At 71.1% G+C, this 24,035-nt stretch carries 15 protein-coding genes; 8 read left to right on the top strand and 7 right to left on the bottom strand.

The window, feature by feature from the left end:
- Positions 1-146: 146 nt before the first annotated feature.
- The 3 genes from AB0M73_RS26865 to AB0M73_RS26855 all read right to left on the bottom strand — a co-directional run bounded on the left by AB0M73_RS26865 (position 147) and on the right by AB0M73_RS26855 (position 3,658).
- The gene (locus tag AB0M73_RS26865) at positions 147-2,393 is read right to left on the bottom strand and encodes a bifunctional SulP family inorganic anion transporter/carbonic anhydrase (RefSeq protein ID WP_363895644.1); all 2,247 of its coding nucleotides are present in this window, start codon (positions 2,391-2,393) and stop codon (positions 147-149) included.
- Positions 2,394-3,085: 692 nt separating this feature from the next.
- On the bottom strand, positions 3,086-3,430 hold the full coding sequence (locus AB0M73_RS26860) for a hypothetical protein (protein WP_363895641.1): 345 nt from the start codon (positions 3,428-3,430) through the stop codon (positions 3,086-3,088).
- Between the two features lie 9 nt (positions 3,431-3,439).
- Positions 3,440-3,658, bottom strand: coding sequence for a hypothetical protein (locus tag AB0M73_RS26855; protein WP_052395784.1), 219 nt, complete (start codon positions 3,656-3,658; stop codon positions 3,440-3,442).
- A 187-nt stretch (positions 3,659-3,845) separates the two neighbouring features.
- Here AB0M73_RS26855 and AB0M73_RS26850 point away from each other — a divergent pair, with 187 nt between their 5' ends.
- From AB0M73_RS26850 to AB0M73_RS26815, 8 genes are all read left to right on the top strand, one after another.
- Positions 3,846-4,688, top strand: coding sequence for a helix-turn-helix transcriptional regulator (locus AB0M73_RS26850; RefSeq protein WP_043731819.1), 843 nt, complete (start codon positions 3,846-3,848; stop codon positions 4,686-4,688).
- 60 nt (positions 4,689-4,748) lie between these two features.
- Positions 4,749-4,955 carry a DUF397 domain-containing protein gene (locus tag AB0M73_RS26845; RefSeq protein WP_043723223.1) on the top strand — a complete coding sequence of 69 codons (207 nt, stop codon included), beginning with the start codon at positions 4,749-4,751 and terminating at the stop codon, positions 4,953-4,955.
- Between the two features lie 313 nt (positions 4,956-5,268).
- Entirely contained in the window at positions 5,269-8,100 is a 2,832-nt protein-coding gene (locus AB0M73_RS26840) for a BTAD domain-containing putative transcriptional regulator (protein ID WP_363895637.1), read from the top strand.
- A 252-nt stretch (positions 8,101-8,352) separates the two neighbouring features.
- Positions 8,353-8,529 carry a hypothetical protein gene (locus AB0M73_RS26835; protein WP_363895634.1) on the top strand — a complete coding sequence of 59 codons (177 nt, stop codon included), beginning with the start codon at positions 8,353-8,355 and terminating at the stop codon, positions 8,527-8,529.
- Positions 8,530-8,540: 11 nt separating this feature from the next.
- On the top strand, positions 8,541-11,465 hold the full coding sequence (locus tag AB0M73_RS26830; RefSeq protein ID WP_363895631.1) for an AAA family ATPase: 2,925 nt from the start codon (positions 8,541-8,543) through the stop codon (positions 11,463-11,465).
- Positions 11,466-11,676: 211 nt separating this feature from the next.
- Positions 11,677-12,429: an ABC transporter ATP-binding protein gene (locus AB0M73_RS26825; RefSeq protein WP_363895628.1), complete on the top strand. Its 753-nt coding sequence runs from the start codon at positions 11,677-11,679 to the stop codon at positions 12,427-12,429.
- Entirely contained in the window at positions 12,429-14,957 is a 2,529-nt protein-coding gene (locus AB0M73_RS26820) for an FtsX-like permease family protein (RefSeq protein ID WP_363895662.1), read from the top strand. The genes AB0M73_RS26825 and AB0M73_RS26820 overlap by 1 nt, the downstream gene beginning before the upstream one ends.
- A gap of 109 nt (positions 14,958-15,066) precedes the next feature.
- Positions 15,067-18,243: a BTAD domain-containing putative transcriptional regulator gene (locus AB0M73_RS26815; RefSeq protein ID WP_363895625.1), complete on the top strand. Its 3,177-nt coding sequence runs from the start codon at positions 15,067-15,069 to the stop codon at positions 18,241-18,243.
- Between the two features lie 97 nt (positions 18,244-18,340).
- Here the strand turns inward: AB0M73_RS26815 and AB0M73_RS26810 are convergent, their stop codons facing one another.
- The 4 genes from AB0M73_RS26810 to AB0M73_RS26795 all read right to left on the bottom strand — a co-directional run bounded on the left by AB0M73_RS26810 (position 18,341) and on the right by AB0M73_RS26795 (position 23,841).
- Complete coding sequence (locus tag AB0M73_RS26810) at positions 18,341-19,483, bottom strand: hypothetical protein (RefSeq protein WP_363895622.1); 1,143 nt, start codon at positions 19,481-19,483, stop codon at positions 18,341-18,343.
- Positions 19,484-19,487: 4 nt separating this feature from the next.
- Complete coding sequence (locus AB0M73_RS26805; protein WP_363895619.1) at positions 19,488-20,642, bottom strand: SPFH domain-containing protein; 1,155 nt, start codon at positions 20,640-20,642, stop codon at positions 19,488-19,490.
- A gap of 64 nt (positions 20,643-20,706) precedes the next feature.
- The gene (locus AB0M73_RS26800) at positions 20,707-21,441 is read right to left on the bottom strand and encodes an MgtC/SapB family protein (RefSeq protein ID WP_043723234.1); all 735 of its coding nucleotides are present in this window, start codon (positions 21,439-21,441) and stop codon (positions 20,707-20,709) included.
- A 9-nt stretch (positions 21,442-21,450) separates the two neighbouring features.
- Positions 21,451-23,841 (bottom strand): HAD-IC family P-type ATPase, encoded by a 2,391-nt coding sequence (locus tag AB0M73_RS26795; protein ID WP_363895616.1) that lies wholly within the window; start codon positions 23,839-23,841, stop codon positions 21,451-21,453.
- Between the last annotated feature and the right edge of the window lie 194 nt (positions 23,842-24,035).

Here is a 24,035-nt window from a genome sequence, read left to right as displayed (position 1 = left end):
GAGGGGACCGCGCCACCTTCGGGGCTTCGCCCTGATGCAGGGAAGGACGCCTTACCCTCGTTCAACGAGGGTAAGGCGTCCTTCCCTGCATAACGGGGCCGGGAGAGCGGGCGGGCGGCTGACGTCCGCGCCGCCGGCTCCCGGTGTCAGACCGTGATGTCCCGCAGGGCGCGACGGTCCGCGTCGAGCAGGAACACCTTGGCGCTGGAGATCTCGAAGTACATGCCGACCAGGCGCACCTTGCCCGCCGCCACGGCCGCGGCGACGTTGGGGTAGCTGAGCAGGTTCTCCAGCTGCTGCCCGATGTTGGCCAGGCAGAGCCGCTCGTTGGCCGGCAGCTCGGCGTCCTCGCCGACGGTGGCGGCCAGCCGCAGCAGGCTGGGCTCGGCATACCGGAGCCAGTCGTGCAGCGCCGACGGCCCGGTCACCGACTGGGCCAGCACGGCCTTCATGGCGCCGCAGTCGGAGTGACCGCAGACCACGATCTCCCGCACGCCCAGCACGTCGACGGCGTACTCGATGGCCGAGCCGACCGAGGCGTCCTCGCCGAAACCGGGCACGAGGTTGCCGACGTTGCGCAGGCTGAACTGGTCGCCGGGGCCGCTGCTGGTGAACAGGTTGGGCAGCACGCGCGAGTCCGAGCAGGTGATGAACAGCTGCTGCGGTTTCTGGCCGTGCTCGGCCAGGTCGCTCAGGAACGGGCGGACCAGCGGCGCCGCGTGCTTCTCGAACGCCCGGATGCCGGCGATGAGGTGGTCGGAGTTCTGGGCCTGCGCCGGCAGTTCGACGTCGAGGGGCTCGGTCTGCTGCCAGTGCGACCAGGGCGCGAACCAGCGCGGCGGCACGTTCGGGCGCACCGACTTGCGTCGCGCCGGCCGGCCGCCGATGGCCCGGTGGTACCAGCTGTCCAGCACCTCGTCCACGCGCACCTGGCCGCCGGTGCGCTCGTACCCGATGCGCCAGTCGTTGATCGCCTCGAACACGCCGTGGTCCATGAAGTCGACGTGCAGCTCCAGGACCACGCTCTCGCGCAACGGAATCGCCCGCAGCTCACGGACGAGCCGGCCCGCGCCGAGGAACACCAGCGAGCCCCGGACGCCGACGTACCAGCGGCCGTCCTCGTTCGCGACGTCCACAGTGGAATGAGTGAGGCGGTAGAACGCGCGGACCAGCGCCACGGCCAGGCCGACCAGCACGCCCTCGACCAGGCCGAACGCGATGACGCCGAGCAGGGTCGCGGCGTACACGACCATTTCCCGGTGCCGCCACAGCTGCTTCATGTGCGCGACGCTGACCAGCCGCACGCCGATCACGATCAGCACGGCGGCCAGCGCGGCCATCGGGATCTGCCGCAGCACGCTGGCCAGCAGCAACACGGCCAGCAGCATCCACAGGCCGTGCAGGATGGTGGACCAGCGGGACTTCGCGCCCGCGGCCACGTTGGTCGAGCTGCGGACGATCACGCCCGTCACCGGGAGGCCGCCCAGCGCGCCGGACACGGTGTTGGCCACACCCTGCGCGACGAGCTCCTTGTCCAGGTTGGCCCGCGGGCCGTCGTGCAGCTTGTCCACGGCCACGGCCGACAGCAGCGACTCGACACTGGCCACCAGCGCGACGGTGAGCACCCCGCCGATGATCGCCAGCACCGGCCCGCTGGGCAGCTGCGGCAGCACGACCTCGTTGATGATGTCCGACGGCAGCGACACGCGGGCCAGGTCGAGCTGGAAGCCCGCCGCCACGGCCGTGCCCGCGCCCACCGCGATCAGCGGCGCCGGGACGACGTTGACCCGGGGCAGCTTCGGCCACAGCACCATCACCGCGATGGTCAGCGCGCCGACCAGCAGCGCGCCGGGGTGCAGGCCGATGATCTGGCCGGGAAGCTCGATGAGGTTGGTCAGGACGGAGCCCTGGTTGGCACCGCCCAGCATGACGTGCAGCTGGCCGATGGCGATGGTGACGCCGATGCCGGCCAGCATGCCGTGCACCACGGCCGGCGACAGGGACAGCGCGAGGCGGCCGACCCGGCTCAGGCCGAGCAGGATCTGCACGAGGCCGGCGCCGACGGTGATGGCGGCGGTGGCGGCCCAGCCGAACTGGGCGACCAGCCCGGCCACGATGACCGTGAGGCCGGCGGCCGGGCCCGCGACCTGGAGCGGGGCCCCGCTGATCAGGCCGCCGAGAATGCCACCGACGACGGCGGCGATGAGGCCGGCGATGAGCGGCGCGCCGGAGGCGGCCGCGATGCCCAGTGACAGCGGGACCGCCACCAGGAAGACCACGAAGGATGCAGGTAGGTCGAAGCGCAGCACCGAGCGCAGGCTGCCCGCGGGAGGACCCGCGGTCGTGTGCTCACCCGCGTGCGACTTCTTCGAGCGCTCCTCGGAGACGGTCAAGGTGTTACTCCCCAGGAATCGGTGGCTGGTGTTTCCGTGACCTCCATGATGCCGAGAGTTACCCCTAACTGAGGTCAACGGAATGTAAATATTACTTTACCCTCAGCTCCGCGTGGGGAAGTGGTCACGGTCACGCTCGATCGGGTGAGCATCCGGCCGGGCTGCCCGATATCGCGTCACGTCGCGTGATCACCTTGCGGCAATCGGGCGGCGGGTCGTTCCAGGATGTGAACAAGCCCGAGTGTGGCCGAGGTGGAGCTGGCGTGTGCCCAGTGTCGAGTGCGGCTCGGGTAGGGAACCGGTGTTCGAGGAAGGCTCACGTCAGGCCGGTCACGGCCGTGACGGCGGACGGCGCACGTCGGCTATGTGGAACTCGGCGGTGCCGCAACTCAAGAGCGGGGATCGCCGTTGCCGAGGGCCTCGATCGGTCGCTCGGGTGGCCGGACGGTGTCGACGGCGAGAGCGGCGAGGCGAACCGGAATCCGTGCTCCGGCAAGGCTTCTTCACTCGATCGAGTGAAGATCGAGTAGACGCACCCGATCCCCGCCCGGCGATGGATTCTGGGAGTGGGGCGGGGATCGCGTGCGTGTCCCGGGTGGCGCGGGGAGGGGGCGTACGGGGGTGAAGCGCCACCCGGCTCGACCACGGACTCGGGGTCCGTGTCGTCTGGGGGGAGTGCTGCCGGCTGACCCTTAACCGGCGCTGCGCAGGTGGTTCGGGCGGCGGCCGCTCGTCTCCGACCTGGCCACCCGGTCCTCGTCGCGGGTGATCGTCAGGCACAGGTGCGCGGCCAGGTAGGCGCGGCACGGCGAGGGCAGGCGCCGGCTGAAGCGGCGGGTGCGGCAGGTGGGGCAGCGGCCGTTCTCGTCGGGCTGGTGCTCGTCCAGCAACGCCTTGAGCGCGGTCACCATGCGGGGTAGTTCGGCCCGGGCCAGGCCGACCGCGGTACGGTCGTCAGCCTTGGCGGCCAGTCGCATCAGGTCGGACAAATGCTCGTGCAGGGACTTGTCGAGTTGACTGAACACGCTGGTGGGCATGGGGTGGGGTCACCCCACCTTGTTCACGAGCAGGGCGGTTGCCTCCTCGATGGCGCGCTCCAGGCTCTTGCGGAGCTGGGTCGCCTCGGCGATGGACAGGGTGGAGGTCTCGGCGGGCGGTGAGATCATGACGATCCGGCCGGGGCAGGACCACACCTGCACCTGCCGCTTCCGGTCGAGCGCGTCCAGGCAGGCGATGTCCCAACGACGTCCGGTGAACTCGGTCATCCTTGGTCCTTCCACTGTTGGTGGGGTGGCACCCGCTGACATCCCCGGAGCGGCGTGTTGGCTAGCAGCCTGCGACCGGCCGGAGGGTTTCTGCAAGTTGCACTACACGATTGGATGACAGGCCTTTGCCGGCCCTCAAGTCCCGTTCCACACTGAGTTTCGTGCGAAAGGCGGTTGACAGGTGACCATGCAACCGAGCCCCACGGTTCGCAAGCGTCGTCTCGCCAGTGAGCTGCGCCGGCTGCGAGAGGCGGCCGGGCTGACCATCGAGGACGTCGGCGAGAAATTGGAGTGCTCGCCGTCCAAGATCAGTCGCATCGAGACGCTGCGGGTCGGGGTAACACCCCGGGACGTGCGCGACATGCTACTGCTCTACGGGGTGCCGGAGGAACAGCGCGAGTATCTCGTGCAGATCGCCCGCGAGGCCAGGATCAAGGGCTGGTGGGAATCCTTCGGCGACGTCGGCCGCGGAGCCTTCCTCGGCTTCGAGGCCGAGGCGGCCATCCTGCGGACCTACAACGCGATGCTGGTGCCCGGACTCGCCCAGAGCGAGGCCTACATCCGGGCGCTGATCGCCGAGGGTGCGCCGGACATGTCGCCGGACGAGGCGGAACGCCGGATCACGATGCGCCTGACGCGCAAGCGGATCCTGGATCGCGACGACCCGCCCCGGGTTTCGTTCGTGCTCGACGAGAGCGTGCTGCGGCGTCCGGTCGGCGGCCCCGACGTCATGCGGACCCAGCTGGAACACCTGGTGGACCTGTCCACCCGACCGAACGTCACCTTCCAGGTGATCCCTTTCGCGCACCGCTCGTACCCCGGTATGGGCGCGTCATTCGTGATCATGGAATTCCCCGATCCCGCCGACCGCGACGTGGTCTACGTCGAAGGCACGGTCGACGGGACGTTCCAGGAGAACGCCGATGAGGTCGACTACTACTCGATGCTGTGGGGGCATCTGGTGGCCGCGGGGCTGAGCCCCAAGGACTCGGTGGCCTTCATCGCGGACGCGGCCGGTCAATTCGACTAGCCCCGGCCGGGCCGTGCGGCAGGCGGCGGGCGAGGGGCTGCAACCAAGGAGTGTGCTGTCGTGATCGAAACCCAGGCCGAGCTGACCTGGCGGAAGAGCAGCTACAGCGGTCCCCGCGACGTGTGCTGCGTGGAGATCGCCTTCGCCGGCGCTGACACGGCCGTCCGAGACTCGAAGAACCCGGCCGGCGGCTCGCTGCTGCTCGGCGAGTCGAGCTGGCGCCGCTTCCTGAGCACCGCGAGCCGCGACGGCTTCCGGCGGGACTGACGACGTAGGCGCCGTGGGGACACCGCCCCACGGCGTGCCCAACGGCCTCGGACGAAGGCGCGCGTCCGGGGCCGGTGATGGGGGACGCGAACCGATCGATGTTCCGCCGCCGCGGGCTGTTGCCCTCTGCACATCGATCGGCCCGCGTCGTCTGTGGGGAGCTTGCGGGCTCCGGGTGGTTCTCCCGAGTGGTTCCATCGGGTGGAACTGGTAACAATGATTACTGAACCGTCCACACAACCTCTGGAGTACGTCTGGAGGCCCGATTAGGCTTCGATCGCCGCACGTGGTGGCGGCCTGGAGGACTGATCGCTTGTCGGACGGTGGATCAACCTGGTGGTTCGAGGTGCTGGGCGCGCTGCGCGCCAGCCGGGACGGCCAGGACGTGGCGCTGGGGGCGCCCAAGCAGCGGGTCGTGTTCGCGGCCCTGGTGCTGGGGCGCAACACAGTCGTGGGCCGGGACCAGATCATCGACGCGCTGTGGGGCGAGAGCGCCCCGAGCAGCGCGGTCAACGTCGTGCACACCTACGTGGCCGGCCTGCGCCGGGCGCTGGAGCCCCGCCGGGCCAGCCGTGAGCAGGGAGACCTGCTCAGATCGGCCGGCGACGGCTACCGGCTGCGGCTGGACCCGTCGTGGGTGGACCTGGACGTGTTCGACACCCGGACCAGCGCCGCCGCCCGCCTTCGCGCCGCCGGCGACCTGGCCGCCGCGTCCGAGGAGCTGGACGCCGCCGTCGCGTTGTGGCGGGGCGACCCCCTGGGCGGGCTGCCCGGGCTGTTCGCGGAGGTGGAGCGCAGCCGGCTCGTGGAGCAGCGGCTGACCGTGCTCGAGGAACGCGCGGATCTGCGGCTGGCCCTGGGCCGCGGCGCCGACGTGGTGGCCGAGCTGACCCGGCTGGTGGACGAGTACCCCCTACGAGAACGCCTGTACGGCATGACGATGCGGGCCCTGTGCCAGACCGGCCGGCAGGCCGAGGCGCTGGCCACGTACCGGACGGCCCGCGAGATCCTGATCGACGAGCTGGGCGTGGAGCCCGGCCCGGAGCTGCAGCGGCTGCACCAGGCCGTGCTCGCGGGTGAGGACCTGACCGTCAACGGCGAGCAGCGGCCGCAGATCGTCGTGCAGGCGGCCGTGCCCGGGCAGCTGCCGCCGGATCCGGCCAGCTTCGTCGGCCGGCACGACCTGCTCGACCGGCTGGACGAGCTGCGGGCCGAGACGCCGTCCGGCCTCGTCGTGGCCATCACCGGGCCGGCCGGCGTGGGCAAGACGGCGCTGGCCGTGCACTGGGCGCACCGCGTGCGCGGTGACTTCCCCGACGGCCAACTGCACGTCGACCTGCACGGATACGACCCGCAGCGGGATCCGCTGGACGCCAACGAGGTGCTGCGGCGCTTCCTGCGCGCGCTGGGCGTGGCCGCTGGCGAGGTGCCGTCGACCGTGGACGAGCGGTCGGCGCTGTTCCGCACCCTGGTCTCGGACCGCCGCATGATCATCGTGCTGGACAACGCGCGCGGCTCCGACGAGCTGATGCCGCTGCTGGCCGGCTCGGGCTGCTGCGTGCTGGTGACCAGCCGGCGCCGGCTGGACGGGCTGGTCGCGCACGCCGACGCCAAGCTGCTGGACGTCGACCTGCTCAGCGACGCCGACGCCGTGGACCTGCTCGGTCGCATCGCCGGCAGCGCGCGACTGCGCGAGGAGCCGGCGCAGGTGGCCCGGCTGGCGTCGCTGTGCGACCGGCTGCCGCTGGCCCTACGCATCGCCGCCGCGCGGCTGGCCGTCGCGCCACGGCAGCCCGTGGCCGCGCTCGTGTCGGAGCTGAACGACGAGCAGGGGCGGCTCGCCGCCCTGGGGTTGGAGGGCGGCGCCAGTGCCGTGCGGTCGGCCTTCGACGCCTCCCGCCGCGCGCTGCCGCCGTTGCCGGCACGGCTGCTGGCGCTGCTGGGCCTGCACCCCGGTCACGACATCACGCCGCACATGGTGGCCGCGCTGGCCGAGGTGCGGCTGTGCGACGCCGTGCGTGCGCTGGACCTGCTGGAGGCGGCGCACCTGCTGACCGTGACCGAGCCGGGGCGGTTCATGCCGCACGACCTCGTGCGCGCGTACTGCGTGACCTTGGCCGGCGAGGAGCTGAGCGAGGACGAGCGGCGGACCGTGGCCGGTCGCATGCTCGACTACTACCTGTACTGCGCCGACCTGGCCGACGGGCTGCTGCCGATCACGCGAGGCAACGTCAAGATCTCGCCCTCGCACGTGCCGGCCGAGATTCCCGTCATCGACTCGTCGGCGACGGCCATGGCGTGGTTGGAGGCGGAGCGGGTCAACCTGCTGGCCGCCGCCGCGTACGCCGTGACGCACGGCTGGTCCGTGCACGCGTGGCAGCTGCCGTACACGCTGAGCCGGCTGTTCTGGCTGCTGGCCGACCGTGACTCGTGGCTGACCACGCACGAGGCCGCGACGCCCGTGGTGCGCCGGTTGAAGGATCCGTTGGCGCAGTTCGTCACTCTGCACAACCTCGGCGTGGTGCTGACGCTGCACGAGCGATTCGACGAGGCGCTGGAGGCGGAACGGGAAGCGCTTTCCGTGAGCCGGCGGCAAGGCCACGGCGAATGGCAGGCGCGGGCGTACACCTCGATCGCCAACATCCTCACCTCCACCGGCCGCACGGCCGAGGCCGAGGTGCAGTACCTGCGGGCGGCCGAGATCAGCAAGCGCACCGGCTCCCAGTTCGCCGAGGCCAACAACCTGCACAACCTGGCCTGCCTGTACGCGGGGGAGCAGCGGCACACCGAGGCCGTGCAGCAGCTGCGGGCCGCGATGGAGATCTACCGGGAGCTCGGGGACACCGTCGGCGAGACCGCGGGCCTGAGCACCCTGGCCGAGTCGCTCATCGCGCTGGGGGAGGGTGCCGAGGCGCTGACCGCCGCCAAGCGGGCGCTGGAGGTCGCCGTCGAGGCCAGCAGCGTCTACCACCAGGGCATCGCCCACGACCGCATCGCCCAGGCCCTCGACAACCTCGGCGACCAGCAGGCCCTGCCCCACTGGCAGCGCTCCCTGTCGGTCCTGACCGACCTCGGCGCCCCCGAAGCCGACGGCGTCCGCGCAAGGCTGGCCAGAGCCCGCGTCTCCGTGAGAACCCCCGCCTGAACCCCCGCGAGTCACGCTCTCCGGCACACCGAAATACGGTTTTGAGCAGAACTGAGCCTGCGGTGTCAGGTCTGCTCGAAACCGACATTCGCACTGCCTGAGAGCGTGACTCGCCGGGGTGTAAGGGCCTTACCTCGGGCTTAGGCGGGGTCACGCCCTCCGGGTAAGGGATCGGGTAGGCGTTCGTCCGATGCCCGGGGGCCGGCCTCAGGGCAACTCTCCACCTTGTCGGAAACCGATGAGGAGGAAGCGATGTTGGAGTACAGCGCCCCGGAGTCGATCCGGGCCGAGGTCGAGTACCGGCAGGCGCGGGCCAGGGAGCTGGCGCGGCCGATCGCCGAGCACGCGCCGATCCGGCTGCCCCGGCTGTTCCGGCGGCACCGCGCGAGTGACGACCATGACCCGAAAGCGGCCCGCCACGCGGCCTGAGGTGTGCGACCATGCCCACCGTGCCGCGCCTGGGATCCGGAATTCCGCTGGTGGCACGCAGCGCGGAGATCACCCGCCTGCGTGCCGCCCTCGCGCGCGCCGATCAGGGCCAGGCCGGGGCCGTGCTGGTGTCGGGGGACGCCGGCGTGGGCAAGACCCGGCTGCTGACCGACCTGGCGGCGACGGCCGAGCAGGACGGCGCACTGGTCCTCATCGGACGGTGCGTCGGATCCGGGGCCGGCCTGCCGTACCTGCCGTTCGCCGACGTGCTGGCGCAGCTGCGGGGTGACCGCCCGGAGGCCCTGCACAGCCGCCCGGCGTTGGCCCGGCTGCTGCCGGACCTGGCGGTCAAGCCGCTCAGCCGTGAGGACGACGCGGAGCTGGGGCAGCTCCAGCTCTTCGACGCCGTGCACAGCCTGCTGGCCGAGCTTTCCGCCGAGCGCATGGTGTTGCTCATGGTCGAGGACGTGCACTGGGCCGACTCGTCCTCCCGGAACCTGTTGACCTTCCTGCTGTCCCGGTTGAGCTCGCAGCGCCTGCTCGTCGCCGTCACCTATCGTGCCGACGAACTGCATCGACGCCACCCGCTGCGCCCCGTGCTGGCGGAGCTGGTCCGGCTGTCCGCGGTGGAGCGCCTCGACCTGACGCCGTTCAACGCCTCCGACGCCACCGCCTTCGTTCGGGCCCTGGCCGACGACGACCTCACCGACGTGCAGGTGCAGCGCATCGCGGAACGCTCCGAGGGCAACGCCTTCTTCGCCGAGGAGTTGTTGGCCAGCAGCGTCGACTGCGGCTGCGACGATCCCGGCGTGCCCACGGCGTTGGCCGATGTGCTGCTGGCCCGGATCGAACGCCTCAGCCCGGCGGCGCAGCAGGTGCTGCGGGCCGCTTCCGCCGGCGGCCGGCGGGTTCAGTACGCGCGGCTGCACGAGGTCGCCGGCATGGCCCCGCCGGAGCTGGAGGACGCGCTGCGGGAAGCCGTGCAGCACAACGTGTTGGTCGACGTGAACGAGCACTACGCGTTTCGGCACGCCCTCCTGCGCGAGGCCATCTACACCGATCTCCTGCCGGGGGAACGAGTTCGGCTGCACGCCGCGTACGCCCAGCTGATCAAGACCGAGCCGGGAATGCGTGGCAACGCGGCGAAACTGGCCTACCACAGCATGGAGAGCCACGACCTTCCGCAGGCCTTGGCCGCTTCCGTGCAGGCCGCCAGCGAGGCCGACGACGCGGGCGCGCCCTCCGATGCGTTGCACTACACCGAACAGGCCCTGAAGATCTGGCCCGCCGTCGCCGATCCCGAGTCGCATGCCGGCGTCACCGAGGTGAAGCTGACCAAGATGGCCAGCATGTTCGCCATCAGCGCCGGCGAGCTGGAGCGGGGCATCGCCTTCGCCCGCCAGGCCGTGCGCATCTCCTCCGATGACGCCAAGATCGAATCCCTGCGCCGCCTGGCCATGGCAGTGGCCAATCTGGACGGGCGCGAGCAGGAGGCCGCCGGCGTCATCGACGAGGCGTGGGAGCTCGTGCACGATCAGCCCGAGTCCGTCAACCGGGCCTGGGTCATGGCCGTTCGGGCCCGCATGATGCGCGCCGTCTGCCGGCCCGGCGCCCGCGCCGCCGCCGAGGACGCCCTCAACTCCGCCGTGCAGACCGGTTCCCGCAGCGCCGAGGCCGACGTTCTGATCACCGTCGCCGTCATGGACGAGAAGGACGGCCTCGTCGACGACGCCTGCTCCCGTCTGATCATCGCCCGGGACCGCGCCATCGAGGCCGGCGCCCTCAACGTCGAGCTGCGGGCCTGGTTCAACCTGGGCGTCAACCGCTACGAGCAGGGCCTCATCGGCGAGGCCGCCAAGGTCTTCTCCGAGGGCCTGCGCCGCTCCGAGAAGAACGGATTGTCCTGGAGCCCTTCGGGTTTCCAGCTCCGCGCGCTGCTGGCCGTCGCCCGTTACGTCGCCGGCGACTGGGCCGGCAGCGCCGAGGCCGCCCGGCTGCCCGGTGATCCCGTGGCCAACCTCGGCACCGCCATCGTCGCAGCCTCCGGCCTGCTCACCGAGGTCGGCTCCGGCCGTCTCGACCAGGCCGAGGTGCTGCTCCAGCGGCTCCGTCCCGAATGGCGCCGCGACTTCCAGCTGCCCCTGTTCTGCACCGCCGCCGCCGTCGAGCTGCACGGTTGGCGTGGCCGCCCCGACCTCGCCGTCGCCGCCGCCCAGGACGGCCTCGACGCCCTGGAGGCCATGGAGCCCGGCCTCACCGGTGAGATACGCCTTGCCGCCCTTGGCGTCTCGGCCGCCGCCGACGTCGCCCGCCGCGACCGTCGCCGTCGTGATCCGGAGTCCTCCGTGCTGGACTCCGCCGCCCGCTTTATAGAACTCGGCTCCGTCGCCGCGAAGTCCCGTCCCCGCAGCGGAAAGCTCGGTCCCGAGGGCCTCGCCTGGCAGCTACGCCTCGCCGCCGAGATCACCCGTCTCGACGACGGCACCGGCGATCCCCAGGCCTGGCGTCGTGTCGTCGACGCCTTCGGCTACGGCCACAGCTACGAACGTGCCCTCGCCCGTTGGCGCCTCGCCGCCGCCCTCCTCGCCGACGACGCCCGTGACGAGGCCGCCCAGCAGCTCCGCCTCGCCGCCGAGTCCGCCGAGCGCCTCGGAGCTGCGCCTCTGGTCGGTGCTCTTGGCGACCTGGCCCGCCGCTCCCGCATCCAGCTCGGCGACGCCGTCCCCCGCGACACCGTCGACCTCCTCACCCCTCGCGAGCGCTCCGTCCTGTCCCTCGTCGCCCTCGGCCGCACCAACCGCGAGGTCGGCGAGGAGCTCTTCATCAGCGAGAAGACCGTCAGCGTCCACCTCTCCCGCATCATGGCCAAACTCGGCGCCAGCCGCCGCGCCGAAGCCGTCGCCACCGCCTACGACCGCGGCCTCCTGGAATCCTGACAAGGGCGGACCGCGGGGCAGCGGCATTTCCTGTTCGGTCACGACGTGCCGAAAGGCCGGGACGCACCACCGACGCCCGGGTTGTACTCCTTCGGGATGACGCCCGTCAGCCCTGAGGACGACGGGGTTTCCCGCCCGCGAGTGGATGTTGACGGACCCCGGCCGGCCATAGGTTCTGCCTCATCGACTTCCAGGTGAAGGAGCAAGGCACATGTCTGCTGTGACGTCCGACGTCGGACTCCGGACCGCGGTCCAGGCACGGGAGCTGGTCAAGGTGTACGGCCGGGGCGACACGGCGGTGCGGGCCCTGGACGGGGTGAGCGTGGCGTTCGCGGCCGGGAGGTTCACGGCGATCATGGGGCCGTCGGGCTCGGGCAAGTCGACGCTGATGCACTGCCTGGCCGGTCTGGACTCGGTGAACAACGGCCAGGTCTACATCGGACAGACGGACATCACGACGCTGTCGGACCGGGACCTGACGAAGCTGCGCCGCGACCGGGTGGGCTTCGTGTTCCAGTCGTTCAACCTGCTGCCGACGCTGACGGCGGAGCAGAACATCCTGCTGGGCCTGGAGTTGGCCGGCCGGAAGCCGGACAAGGCCTGGTACGACACGATTGTCGACACGATCGGCCTGCGGCAGCGGCTGGGGCACAAGCCGAGCGAGCTGTCGGGCGGCCAGCAGCAGCGGGTGGCGTGCGCACGGGCCCTGGTGGCGCGGCCGGAGGTGGTGTTCGCGGACGAGCCGACGGGCAACCTGGACTCCCGCTCGGGGGCGGAGGTGCTGGACTTCCTGCGCATGTCGGTCCGCAAGCTGGGCCAGACGGTGATCATGGTGACGCACGACCCGGTGGCCGCCTCGTACGCGGACCGCGTGGTGCTGCTGGCCGACGGCCGGCTCGCGGGTGAGATCAACCAGCCGACCGCAGACTCGGTGCTGTCGGCCCTCAAGCACCTGGGAGCGTGATGTTCCGGGCCACGCTCGCGGGTCTGCGCGCCCGCACGGCGCGGATGGTGCTGTCCTCGATAGCGATCATCCTCGGCGTCGCCTTCGTCAGCGGCACGCTGATCCTGGGCAACGCCCTCAACGCACAGGTGCACGACAGCCTGGCCCGCCAGACGCGGGGGGTGGACGCGTCGATCACGGTGAACCAGGACAGCCCGGCGACCAGCTCGGCCAACCCGCCGAAGCTGACCCAGGACGCGGTGGACACGATCCGCAAGATTCCGGGCGTCGCGGGGGCGGACGGCCGGGGCGGCGGCTCGCTGCCGCTGATCAAGTCCAACGGCAAGGCGGTGCAGGCGTTCGCCTCGACCATCGAGACGACGCCGCAGCTCCAGGAGTTCGACCTCGTCTCGGGCGCCTATCCCAAGGCGGACAACGAGATCGCGCTGGACGTGCGGACGGCCAAGTCGACCGGCATCGGCGTCGGCCAGAAGGTGTCGGTGCTGGGCCAGACCGACCAGCCGGTGCCGCTGACCGTGGTGGGGACCTACAGCCAGGGCAGCAACGCGCTGTCCCTGTCGGACCAGCAGGTGCTGCTGACCCCGAGCGGGATCTCCAAGCTGGACAAGCAGTCCGGCGTCTACCAGGTCGTGGCGGCGGCGGCCCCGGGCGTGAGCCAGCAGCAGCTGGCCGACCGGATCTCGGCCCAGCTCGGCGCCGACTTCAAGGTGCAGTCCGGCGACGCCTTCACCCAGGACACGCTGAAGCAGGCCGGCCGGGGCTCCGGCGGCCTGACCCAGTTCATGCTGATCTTCGCGCTGATCTCGCTGGTGGTCGCGGCGATGGTCATCTACAACACGTTCACCATCCTGGTCGCCCAGCGCACCCGTGAGCTGGCCCTGCTGCGCTGCATCGGCGCGGAACGCCGCCAGGTGTTCGGCAGCGTGCTGCTGGAAGCGTTCGTGATGGGCCTGATCGCGTCGGTGCTCGGCCTGGGCGTGGGCATCGGCCTGGCCGCGGTGCTGCAGAAGGCGGTCGGCTGGTTCAGCGGCTCGACGGCCGCGGTGAGCCTGCCGATGTCCGGCACGGTGGTGATCGCGGCCTTCGCGATCGGCGTCGTCGTCACGGTGGCGTCGGCCGGCCTGCCGGCCCTGCGCGCGACCAAGGTGGCCCCGCTGGCGGCGCTGCGCAGCCAGCCGGACAGCCACGACGAGGTCCGCCGGACCGGCGTGTTCCGCGTCGTCAGCGCGGCGGTGCTGCTGCTCGGCGGGGCCGGCCTGATCGGGCTGGGCATGAACCTGAAGGACCCGGACTCGGCGCTGTTCCCGGTCGGCGGCGGCACGATGGTGATGCTGCTGGGCGTGATCGTGCTCGGCCCGCTCATCGTCGGCCCGATCAACAAGGTGCTCGGGGCGATTCCCTCGCTGCTGTTCGGTGTGCCGGCCAAGCTGGCCACGGCCAACGCCGGCCGCAACCCGCGCCGCACCGCGGCCACCACGGCGGCGCTGGTCATCGGCGTCACGATCGTCACGATGGTGACGGTGGTCGCCACCAGCGGCAAGCAGGCCGCCGGCGCCGAGGTGGACAAGCGTTTCCCGGCCGACTTCACGGTCGCCTCCTCCGTCTACGACCACCCGCTGCCGACCACGCTGCCCGGCCAGCTCAAGTCGGTGCCGCAGATCGGCCAGGTGGCCGCCAGCACCTACACGGTCATGACCGTCGCCCAGTCCGGCGACGAGGGCGTGCAGGGCGTCGACAAGTCGGCGATCGGCAGCATGGTCAACCCGAAGCTGGTCAGCGGGGACCTGAGCCAGGTCGGTCCGGGCACGATCGCGCTGAACAAGTCGGCGGTGGGCACGGCCAAGCTGGGCGACCAGCTGCTGGTCAGCACGCCGGACGCGAACAAGATGCTCAAGCTGGTGGCCGTCTACGACGCCAACGAGCTGGCCGACGGCCTGGTCACGCTGGACACGTTCGCGCAGGTCGCGCCCAAGGTCATCGGCTATCGCCAGATCCTGGTCAAGATGAAGCCGGGCGTCTCGGTCGGCGACGGCCAGGCGGCCATGGACAAGGCCACGGCGAACGTGGCGGTGGCCGAGGTGAACAGCGCGGCGGCGACCAAGGAGCAGCTCAACGCCGAGATCGACAGCCTGCTGGCGCTGATGTGGGCGCTGATCGGGCTGGCGGTGGTGATCGCCCTGTTCGGCATCGCCAACACGCTGGGCCTGTCGGTGCTGGAGCGGACCAGGGAGTCGGCGCTGCTGCGGGCGCTGGGCCTGACCAAGGGCCAGCTGCGCTTCATGCTGGTCATCGAGTCGGTGCTGATGGGCGTGATGGGCGCGCTGATGGGCGTGATCCTGGGCGGCGCGTTCGCCTGGGTGCTGATCGAGGCTCTTTCCGGTCCCGACCTGCAGCTGGGCCTGGCGATCCCGGGCGGGCAGCTGGGTGTGCTGCTGCTGGCGGCGATCCTCGCCGCGGTGGTGGCGGCCCTGATGCCGGCCCGCCGGGCGGCCCGCACGTCGATCGTGGCGGGCATGGCAGAAGCCTGATTCCGCATTGCCGGGTGGCGCTCGTCCCTGGGGGACGAGCGCCATTCGTGTATCCACGACCGGCCGGCGTGCTCCTGAACACCCAGGTGGCGAATGTCCTGGGGGACGTATGGAACTTCGGTTGCTCGGGCCGGTGCAGGCGCGGATCGGGGCGACGGTGGTCGACCTCGGGCCGCGTCAGCGCCGGCTCGTGCTCGCGGTGCTGGCGATGGAGGTCAACCGGCTGGTGTCGGTGGACCGGCTGGTCGAGCTGGTGTGGCCGGTGCGGCCGCCCCGCACGGCCTCGCACGCGGTGCGGGTGTCGGTGTCGAGCATCCGTTCCCTGCTCTCGGAGGCCAAGGCCGACCTGTCGGTGGTGACCCGCGGCTCCGGCTACCAGCTGCGGGCCGATCCGATGCTGATCGACGTGCACCGGTTCCAGGCCCTGGTCGCGCAGGCCCGTGCGGCCGCCGACGATCCGACCCGCCTGGGCCTGCTGGACGCGGCGCTGGCGCTGTGGCGGGGGCCGGCGCTGGTCGACACGGCCGACCCGGAGGTGATCGACCAGCTGGTCGGCGGCGTCACCGAGGCCCGGCTGGTGGCGCTGGAGGACCGCTTCGACGTGCTGCTGCGGCTGGCCCGGCACCAGGAGGCGCTGGGCGAGCTGACCACGCTCGTGGACCACCATCCGACCCGCGAACGCCTGGTCGGGCAGCTGATGCTGGCGCTGCACCGTGGCGGCCAGAGCAGCCGGGCGCTGGCGGTGTCGCGGCGAACCCGGACGCTGCTGGCCGAGGAGCTGGGCATCGACCCGGGCGAGGAGCTGGCCCGGCTGGAGCTGTCGATCCTGCGCAACGACCAGGCGCTGACGACCAGGTCGGACCAGCCGTCGGTGGCGATGACCGCGCCGGCGCTGCTGCCGCCGGCCATCGGCGACTTCACCGGCCGCGAGGCCCAGTTCGCCACCCTGGACGCCGACGGCCCGGTGAAGGTCGTCGTCGGCACGGCCGGCGTCGGCAAGACCGCTCTGGCGGTCCAGTGGGGGCACCGGGTCCGGGCGCAGTTCCCGGACGGCCAGCTCTACGTCAACCTCAACGGCTACTCGGTCGGGCCGCCGGTGCAGCCGCTGCACGCGCTGTCGCAGTTCCTGCGGGCCGTCGGCGTGCCGCCGGACCAGGTTCCGGTCGACCTGGCCGAGGCGACGGGCATGTACCGCACGCTGCTGGCCGATCGGAAAGTGTTGGTGCTGCTGGACAATGCCGTCAGCGCGGAGCAGGTGCGGCCGCTGCTGCCGGCCGGCGCCGGCTGCCGGGTGCTGATCACCAGCCGCGATCGCCTCGACGGTCTGGTCGCCCTGGAAGGGGCGCAGCGGCTGGCGCTGGAGGTGATGTCCCCGGAGGAAGCGCTTTCCCTGCTGCGCCGGATGATCGGCGCGGAGCGGATCGACACCGACCGGGAGGCGGCGGCGGTGCTCGCCAGCACCTGCGCGCGTCTGCCGCTGGCGCTGCGGATCACCGCGGCCCAGCTGGCCAACCATCCGTGGCGGCCGATCGCCGATCACGTCGCCGCGTTGACCCAGGGCGACCTGTTGGCGTCGCTGCGAATCGACGGCGACGAGCAGAGCGCCGTGCACGCCGCGTTCGACCTGTCGTACTCGGGACTGAAGCCCGAGGCGCAGGAGCTGTTCCGCCGCCTGGGATTGGTGCCCGGACCGGACGTCAGCGCCGAGTGCGCGGCGGCGCTGATCGAGCAAACCCCTTGCGAGACGGCAAGGTTGCTGGACCAGCTGGCCGCCGCGCACCTCGTCGACCAACCCGTGCCCGGCCGCTACACCTGCCACGATCTGTTGCGGCACTACGCCCGTGAGCGCTCATACGACGAGGACAGCCCCGAAAAGCGGGAAGATGTGTTGCGGTGGCTGCTCGACGACTACCTGCGGCACACCCGCGCGGCGGTCGGCGTGCTGTACCCGCACATGCTCCAGCTCGTGCCCGCGCCGGCGTCCAAGGACCTGTTCGTCAACCTGTCGTCGGCGCTGGCCTGGCTGGACGCGGAACGGCCCAGCCTCGTGGCGGCCATTCACCACGCGGCCCGGGCCGGGCTGACGGAACACGCCTTGCATCTGGCCGACGCCATCCGTGCTTACCTTTACCAGCGCGGGGAAATCACCGACTGGTTCGCGGTGGCCCGCCTGGCTCTCGCACTGTCCACTGAGGACGGCCGGGCCCGGGCGGCGGCCCTGTTCAGCCTCGGCACCGCCAACTACGCCGTGAACCAGTACGCCGAGGCGACCGAGCTCTGGACGTCCGCGCTGGCGCTGTTCAGCTCGACCGACTGGGTCCACGGGCAGGCGGCTGTGCTCAACAATCTAGGGCTGGTCAGCGAATCCACCGGCGAGTTGGCGCAGGCCGCCACACACTACGAGCAGGCGCTTCGGGCCGGGCTTCGGATGGGCAGCCGGTACATCGAGGGCATGACGCTGATCAACCTCGGTGTGCTGTGCCAGCAACGGGGCGAGGTCGACCGGTCCATCGACTTCTGCCGCCGGGCCCTGACCGTGCAGCGGGAGATCAATCCCCGGGCGGAGGGCACCATGCTGACCTTCCTCGGCGGGGCGCTGTACCAGCGGGGCGATCTCGACGAGGCCCTTGCGAGCTGCACCGCCGGGCTGGCGTGCAGCCGTGAACTCGGCGCGCGCATCGACGAAGCCCAGTCGCAGGCGTACGTCGCGCTGGTTCAGCACGCCGCCGGACGGTCCGAGCAGGCGCTGGCCGCCGCCCGCACGGCGGTGGAGATCGCCGGCGACATCGCCTCCGTGCGCACCGAGGCGTACGTGCTGATCGTGCTGGGCGTGATCACCGGCGACACCGAGCCGTGCGAGCGGGCGGTGACCCTGGCCCGGGCGATCGGGGCCCGCTACGACGAGTGCTACGGCCTGATCACCATGGCCGCCAACCTGATTCCCACCGGCAGCCTCGCGCACGCCACCGACTATGCCCAGCACGCCCTGAGCCTTGCTCGCGACGTCGGCTACCGGGCGCTGGAGGGGCAGGCGCTGTCCGTGCTGGCCGACATCGCGCTGTTCGGCCCGCAGCCGGGCCGGGCCGTGGAGTTGGCGGCCGAAGCCCTCTCCGTGCAACGGGAATGCGGGGAGAAGCTGGGCGTGGCCAAGACGTTGTGCGTGCTGGGCATCGCCCTGATGGCCACGGTCGGATCGGAGGCGGCGCTGCCGCACTGGCGCGAGGCCCGGGACCTCTACGCCCGCAGCCACGCCCCCGAACCCGCCCGCCTCACCGCCCTGCTCTGAACCCACCCCGAAGTTGGGAACGGGCCATTCCTCAACTCCGAGTAGAGGAATGGCCCGTTCCCAGCATCAAGGGGTTGCGCGGGGGTGCGGTTCCGCGCTATCGATGGTGGGTTGTGGTGGGGTGGGTCGAGGTCGTGGTGCTGTGGCCGTGCAGCCAGAGGTAGAGGACCACGACCAGCACCGCCAGGCAGGCCAGGGCGAACAGGAAGATCTTCAGCCTGCTGTACGGGCGTTCCCCGTGCACCTCGCCGGTGCGGCCGTTGACCAGGATCTGCCAGGTCTTGCCGCCGTAGAGGTAGCAGGCGATCCAGATGGGCAGCAGCATGAGCTTGAAGGTCAGGGCGGTGTAGTTGGTGTTGACGCCGTCGACCCGCTGCTCGTCACCGCCGATGTCGCGCCGGCAGTCGTCGTGGATGACCGAGGACATCCGCCGCTTGGCCTCGTCGAGGCCGGTCTCGGGCTCGACGTCGTAACGAAGCGAGGTGAAGCCGGCCATGTACTGCGGGGCGAACGGGGCGGCCTCGGGCAGCGGCCACGGGGCGAGCGCGTCGACCTTGGCCGGCGGCACGTTGGTGGTGTTGCCGGGCACCAGCACGTCGTCGAAGAACCGGCTGACCTGACCGGAAACCGGGTACCAGCGGGTCTTCTGCACCTGCCGGGTCTCGGTCCGGCCCTCGCTGTTGGTGAAGGTCTCGGTGACGTAGTAGTGCTCGCCGCGCGCCCCGGAGTAGCTGGAGTAGGTCTGCGAGTCGTAGGTCCAGTGCGGCACATAGGTGCCCTTGGTCGACTCGGCCTCGCTGACCTTCTTCAGCGCGTTGGGGGCGAACCAACGGGAGTTGATCCACTTGCGCAGCGATTCCCGAACCCCGTTGCGGTCCACCATGAACGGCAACACGGCCTCGGGCATGATCTGCCCACTGGCCTGGGGATCGAGCACCAGCGGACTGCCGCAGAACTGGCACAGGGTCGCGGTGTCGTTGCTCTGGGTCTGCGCGGCGCAGCGCTGGCACACGTAGACGTACGCGGCCAGTTGCGCGACGGGCTTGCGCGGCAGGCTCCCGAGCTCGGCTAACGCGTGCTCCTGGATCTGCCGGTCGCCGTGGCTGATCTGCTGCTCGTACCCGCAGTACGGGCAGCGCATGGCGGCCGTGCCGGGCGCGAACTCGACGCGCGCGCCACAGCCGCCACACGGGAAGGCGTTGGGGGACACGGTCCCGCCCGGCGTGAAAGGTCCGGTCATCGGCTCAGCCCTGCGGGGGCAGCGGCGGCGGGGTGGCGCCGAACAGCGTCCCCAGCTCCGGCACCCGCGCGGCCGGCGTCCACTGCGCCATGCCCTGGTGCCACACCAGGGACTGCGGCGTCAGCGTGCCGGCAGCCACCTGCTGGTGCAGGCCGTTCTGGTCGAACGGGCCGAGCTGCTGGCCGTTGGCGCCGACGTACCACTGGGTCTGCTGCGGCAGCGGCGGCGGGCCGGCCGGCGGGGGAGCCTGCTGGTAGCCCTGCTGCTGGTAACCCTGGGGCGGGGTGGCGTAGCCGGGCTGCTGCTGCGGATAAGGCTGCTGGTACTGCTGCCCGACGCGCTGCCCCAGCGCCATGCCGAGGCCGACGCCGAGGCCCTCGCCCGCGCCGCCGGGGTTGTTGGCGGCGTCGCCGATCGCGTTGGCCGTCTGGAACTGGGTGTACTGGTTCAGGTCGCCGACGATGCCCATCTGGGTGCGCTTGTCCAGCGCGGCCTCGACCTCGGGCGGCAGCGAGATGTTCTCGATGACGAACTTGGGGATGGACAGGCCGACCGAGGCCAGCTCCTGGCTCAGCGCCGGGGCCAGCCGGTCGCCGATGGTGCCCTGCTGGGTGGCCAGGTCGAGCATGGGCACGCCGGCCGTGGCCAGGGCGGTGCCCAGCCGGCTGACGATGATGCTCTTGATGTACTCGCCGACCTCTTCGGTGCGGAACTGCGGGTCGGTGCCGGCCAGCTCGCGCAGCAGGGCCGGCGGGTCGACCACGCGCACCGAGAACCCGCCGAAGGCCCGCAGCCGGACCATGCCGAACTCGGGGTCGCGCAGGATGATCGGGTTCTGCGTGCCCCACTTGAAGTCGGTGAACTGCCGAGTGCTGACGAAGTAGACCTCGGCCTTGAACGGCGAGCTGAAGCCGTACTTCCAGCCCTTCAGCGTCGACAGGATCGGCATGTTCTGCGTCTGCAGCGTGTACATGCCGGGCGGGAACGCGTCGGCGATCTGCCCCTCGTTGACGAAGACCGCCGCCTGCGACTCGCGCACGGTCAGCTTGGCGTTCATCTTGATCTCGTTGTCGTGGCGGGGGAACCGCCAGACGATCGTGTCCCGACTGTCGTCGGTCCACTCGATGATGTCGATGAACTCGCCACGAATCTTGTCCATCAGGCCCATGGGTACCCCCGTCTCGAAGCCGGCCCCCGCCGACGCGTGACCCTACCAATGCCGATCAGTCGTCGTCCCGGGAAGCACCGTTCCGGGTGGCCCGCGCCGTCCACCGGACGCTGGTCACCTGTGGCTCCATGCTCAGCCGGGACACCGCGGACTCCATCTGCTTGTCGTCGCGGCTGTCGGTGAGCAGGTCGGCGCGCACTTCGACGTAGCCGTCCACGGAGCTGTTACGGCTGGACACGGACTGAAGTTGGAACGAAGTGCCGGTCATCGACTGCACCAGGAGTGCCCTAATGTGCGCCTCCGCGTCATCCTTCGTGACGGCCATGAAGGTGTATGAGGTGGTCGTCTCCTCGCCGGAGGCCGGGGTGCGGTCCACCACCCGGCCGACCCAGCGCAGCACCACGTTGGCCACCAGCACCACGACCGTGCCGGCGATCGCCGGCTCGTACAGCCCGGCCCCGGCCAGCGCGCCGACGGCGGCCGAGCACCACAGCGTGGCGGCGGTGTTGAGGCCGCGCACGTTCAGGCCGTCACGCATGATCACGCCGGCGCCGAGGAAGCCGATGCCGGACACGATCTGCGCGGCGACCCGGGTCGGGTCGGCACTGGCGTGCCCGGGCACGGAGTCGAAGCCGTACCCGGACAGCAGCACAAACAGCGTGGCGCCGGCCGCCACCAGCGCATTGGTCCGCAGGCCGGCCATGCGGGCCCGGTACTGGCGCTCGAAGCCGATCGCCGAGCCCAGGCCGACGCCCGCGAGCAGGCGCAGTGACATCTCCAGGGTGTTCATGAGAGTTCCTCAAAGCCAGGTGGCGAACTTGCGGACGTAGCGGGTCTTCACGGCCTGCACGAGCGCGCAGTAGCCCAAGATCACGGCGGCCAGCCAAGCGAAGTAGGTGGCCGGCAGCTGAACCAGTCCGAACAGGCCCGTGAACGGCAGGGCCAGGCCGCCCGCGGCCGTGATCAAGGTCGCGACGATCACCGGGCGGCTGGCCATGCAGCGTCGCTGCGTGCGTATGACGTGCACGATCAGCAGCTGGGACAGCAATCCCTCGACGAACCAGCCGCTGTGGAAGGCCGCCGGGCCGTAGTCGCGCATGGCGGCGAACAGGACGATGTCGAACAAGGAGCTGAGCGGGCCGACCAGGAGCATGAACCGGGCGAGGTCGCCGCCGGCCCACTTGCGAGGGGAGCTCACCTGCTCACGATCCACGCCATCCCACGGGATCGCCAGTTGAGCAATGTCATAGGCCAGGTTCTGGACGAGCAGTTGCACCGGCAGCATGGGCAGGAACGGCAGGAAGACGGCGGCCGCCAGCACGCTGAGCACGTTGCCGAAGTTGGAGCTGGCGGTCAGCTTCACGTACTTCATGGTGTTGGCGAAGGTCCGCCGGCCGGCCAGCACGCCGCGGGTGAGCACGGTGAGGTCCTTGCGCAGCAGGATGACCTCGGCGGTGTCGCGGGCGACCGGCAGCGCGGCGCCGACGGAGATCGCCAGGTCGGCCTCGCGCAGGGCGGCGGCGTCGTTCACGCCGTCGCCGAGGAAACCCACGGTGTGGCCGGCTTTCTGCAACTCGCGGACGATCTCGGCCTTGCGGGCGGGTGTGGCGTGGGCGTGCACGGTGGCGTCGGGGATGCCGATGTCCCGGCACACCTTGCGGGCCACCGCCTCGTTGTCGCCCGTGACGACGACGATCTCGACGCCCAGCGCCTGGAGCTGCCGGACGGCCTGGCCCGCGGACTCCTTCGGCGGGTCCTGGAAGAAGAGGTGGCCGACGAGTTCGGCGCCGTCCTCGTCGGACAGCTGGTAGATCTCGCGGGCCTCGATCTCCTTGCACCACAAGCCGAGCACGCGGGCTCCACCGGCGGCGGCGTCGTGCTCGACGGCGCCCTTGGTGACGAGCAGGTGCCGGCCGTCGGTGTCGCGGACGATCACCGACATGCGGCGGCGGTCGTGGTCGAACGGCAGCTCGTCGACCAGCCGCCAGCCGGCTTCGAGGATCAGCGGGTGCTCCACGGCGGCGATGACGGCCTGGTCGAACGGATTGCGCAGGCCGGTCTGCAGCGCCGAGTTGAGGTAGGCCAGCTCCAACGTGCGCTCGTCGGTGTGATCGGCCAGCACGATGCGGTCGTCGGTCAGCGTGCCCGTCTTGTCCACGCACAGCACGTCCATCTGCCCGAACTCGTGCACGGCCCGCAGCCGCTTCACGATGACCTGCTGGCGGGACAGCTCGACGGCGCCCCGGGCGAGGTTGGCGGCGACGATCACCGGCAGCATCTCCGGCGTCAGGCCGACCGCCACCGACACCGCGAACAGCGCCGCCTCGGACCAGTCGCCGTGCGTGAGGCCGCTGACCACGAGCACGATCGGGGCCAGCACCAGCGTGAACCGGATCAGCGTCCAGCCGACCGACCGCATCCCGGCGTCGGGGTCGCGATCGGCGCGGGACGGCCGCTGCGCCAGGGAGCCGAGGTAGGTGGCCGGGCCGGTGCCGACGACCACCGCCGTGGCCGAGCCGCCGACCACAGTGGAGCCGAGGAAGCAGAAGACCGGCGAGTCCAGCACGTTGCCGGCGATCCGGCCGGTCGTCACGGTCTTGCGCACCGGCAGCGACTCGCCGGACAGCGTCGCCTGCTCGACGACGAGGTCGGTGGCGACGAGCAGCCGGCAGTCGGCCGGCACCAGGTCGCCGGCCTTGAGGTGCACGATGTCGCCCGGCACCAGCAGCTCCACCGGCAGCTCGGTGGTGACCGAGCCCAGCGGGTCGGCGAACCGCCGCGGCGAGCGGCTGCCCCGCTTCGCGACGGTGGCCGTGGTGGCGACGAGGGCGCGCAAACGCTTGGCGGCCAGGTCGGAGCGGTATTCCTGGGCGAACCGCAGCAGCACGCTGACCAGCACCATCACGCCGACGGTGAGTGCCCCGGCGGTGTTGGCGGTCAACGCCAGCACCAGGTCGAGGCCCAGCAGCAGGCCGACGAACGGGCTGCGCAGGCAGCGCAGCAGCCGCACCGTCCAGTGGGGACCGTCGGCGCCGGCCACGCGGTTGCGGCCGTGCCGGGCCAGGCGGGCGTTGCGTTCGAGGGGGGTGAGGCCGGCCGGGCTGACGCCGAGGTGGCGGACCAGCGTGTCGGCGTCCATGGCGGACAGTTCGGTGAGCGTCGCGGCGACCGCGTGCGTCATCCTGGACATGACGGAACTCCAGAGCGCGTGGGCGAGGGCCACGCGGCGCTGGTCAGACCATGCGCCGGGCGGCCGTGGAACTGCGACTACTTCCGTCGGTACTCACCACGACCACCTCCTCTCGTCACCGTCGGTCATGGTACCGGCTCGGTTGCGACGACCAGCGCTTTCTTGTCAACGCCTTGACAGTGAGCGCTGTCACG

Origin of the sequence: Kutzneria sp. NPDC051319 (genome assembly GCF_040682195.1) — a bacterium.
GTDB lineage: Bacteria > Actinomycetota > Actinomycetes > Mycobacteriales > Pseudonocardiaceae > Kutzneria.
Note: the sequence above shows the minus strand (reverse complement) of the source record. Positions and strands in the feature narration are given on the sequence as shown.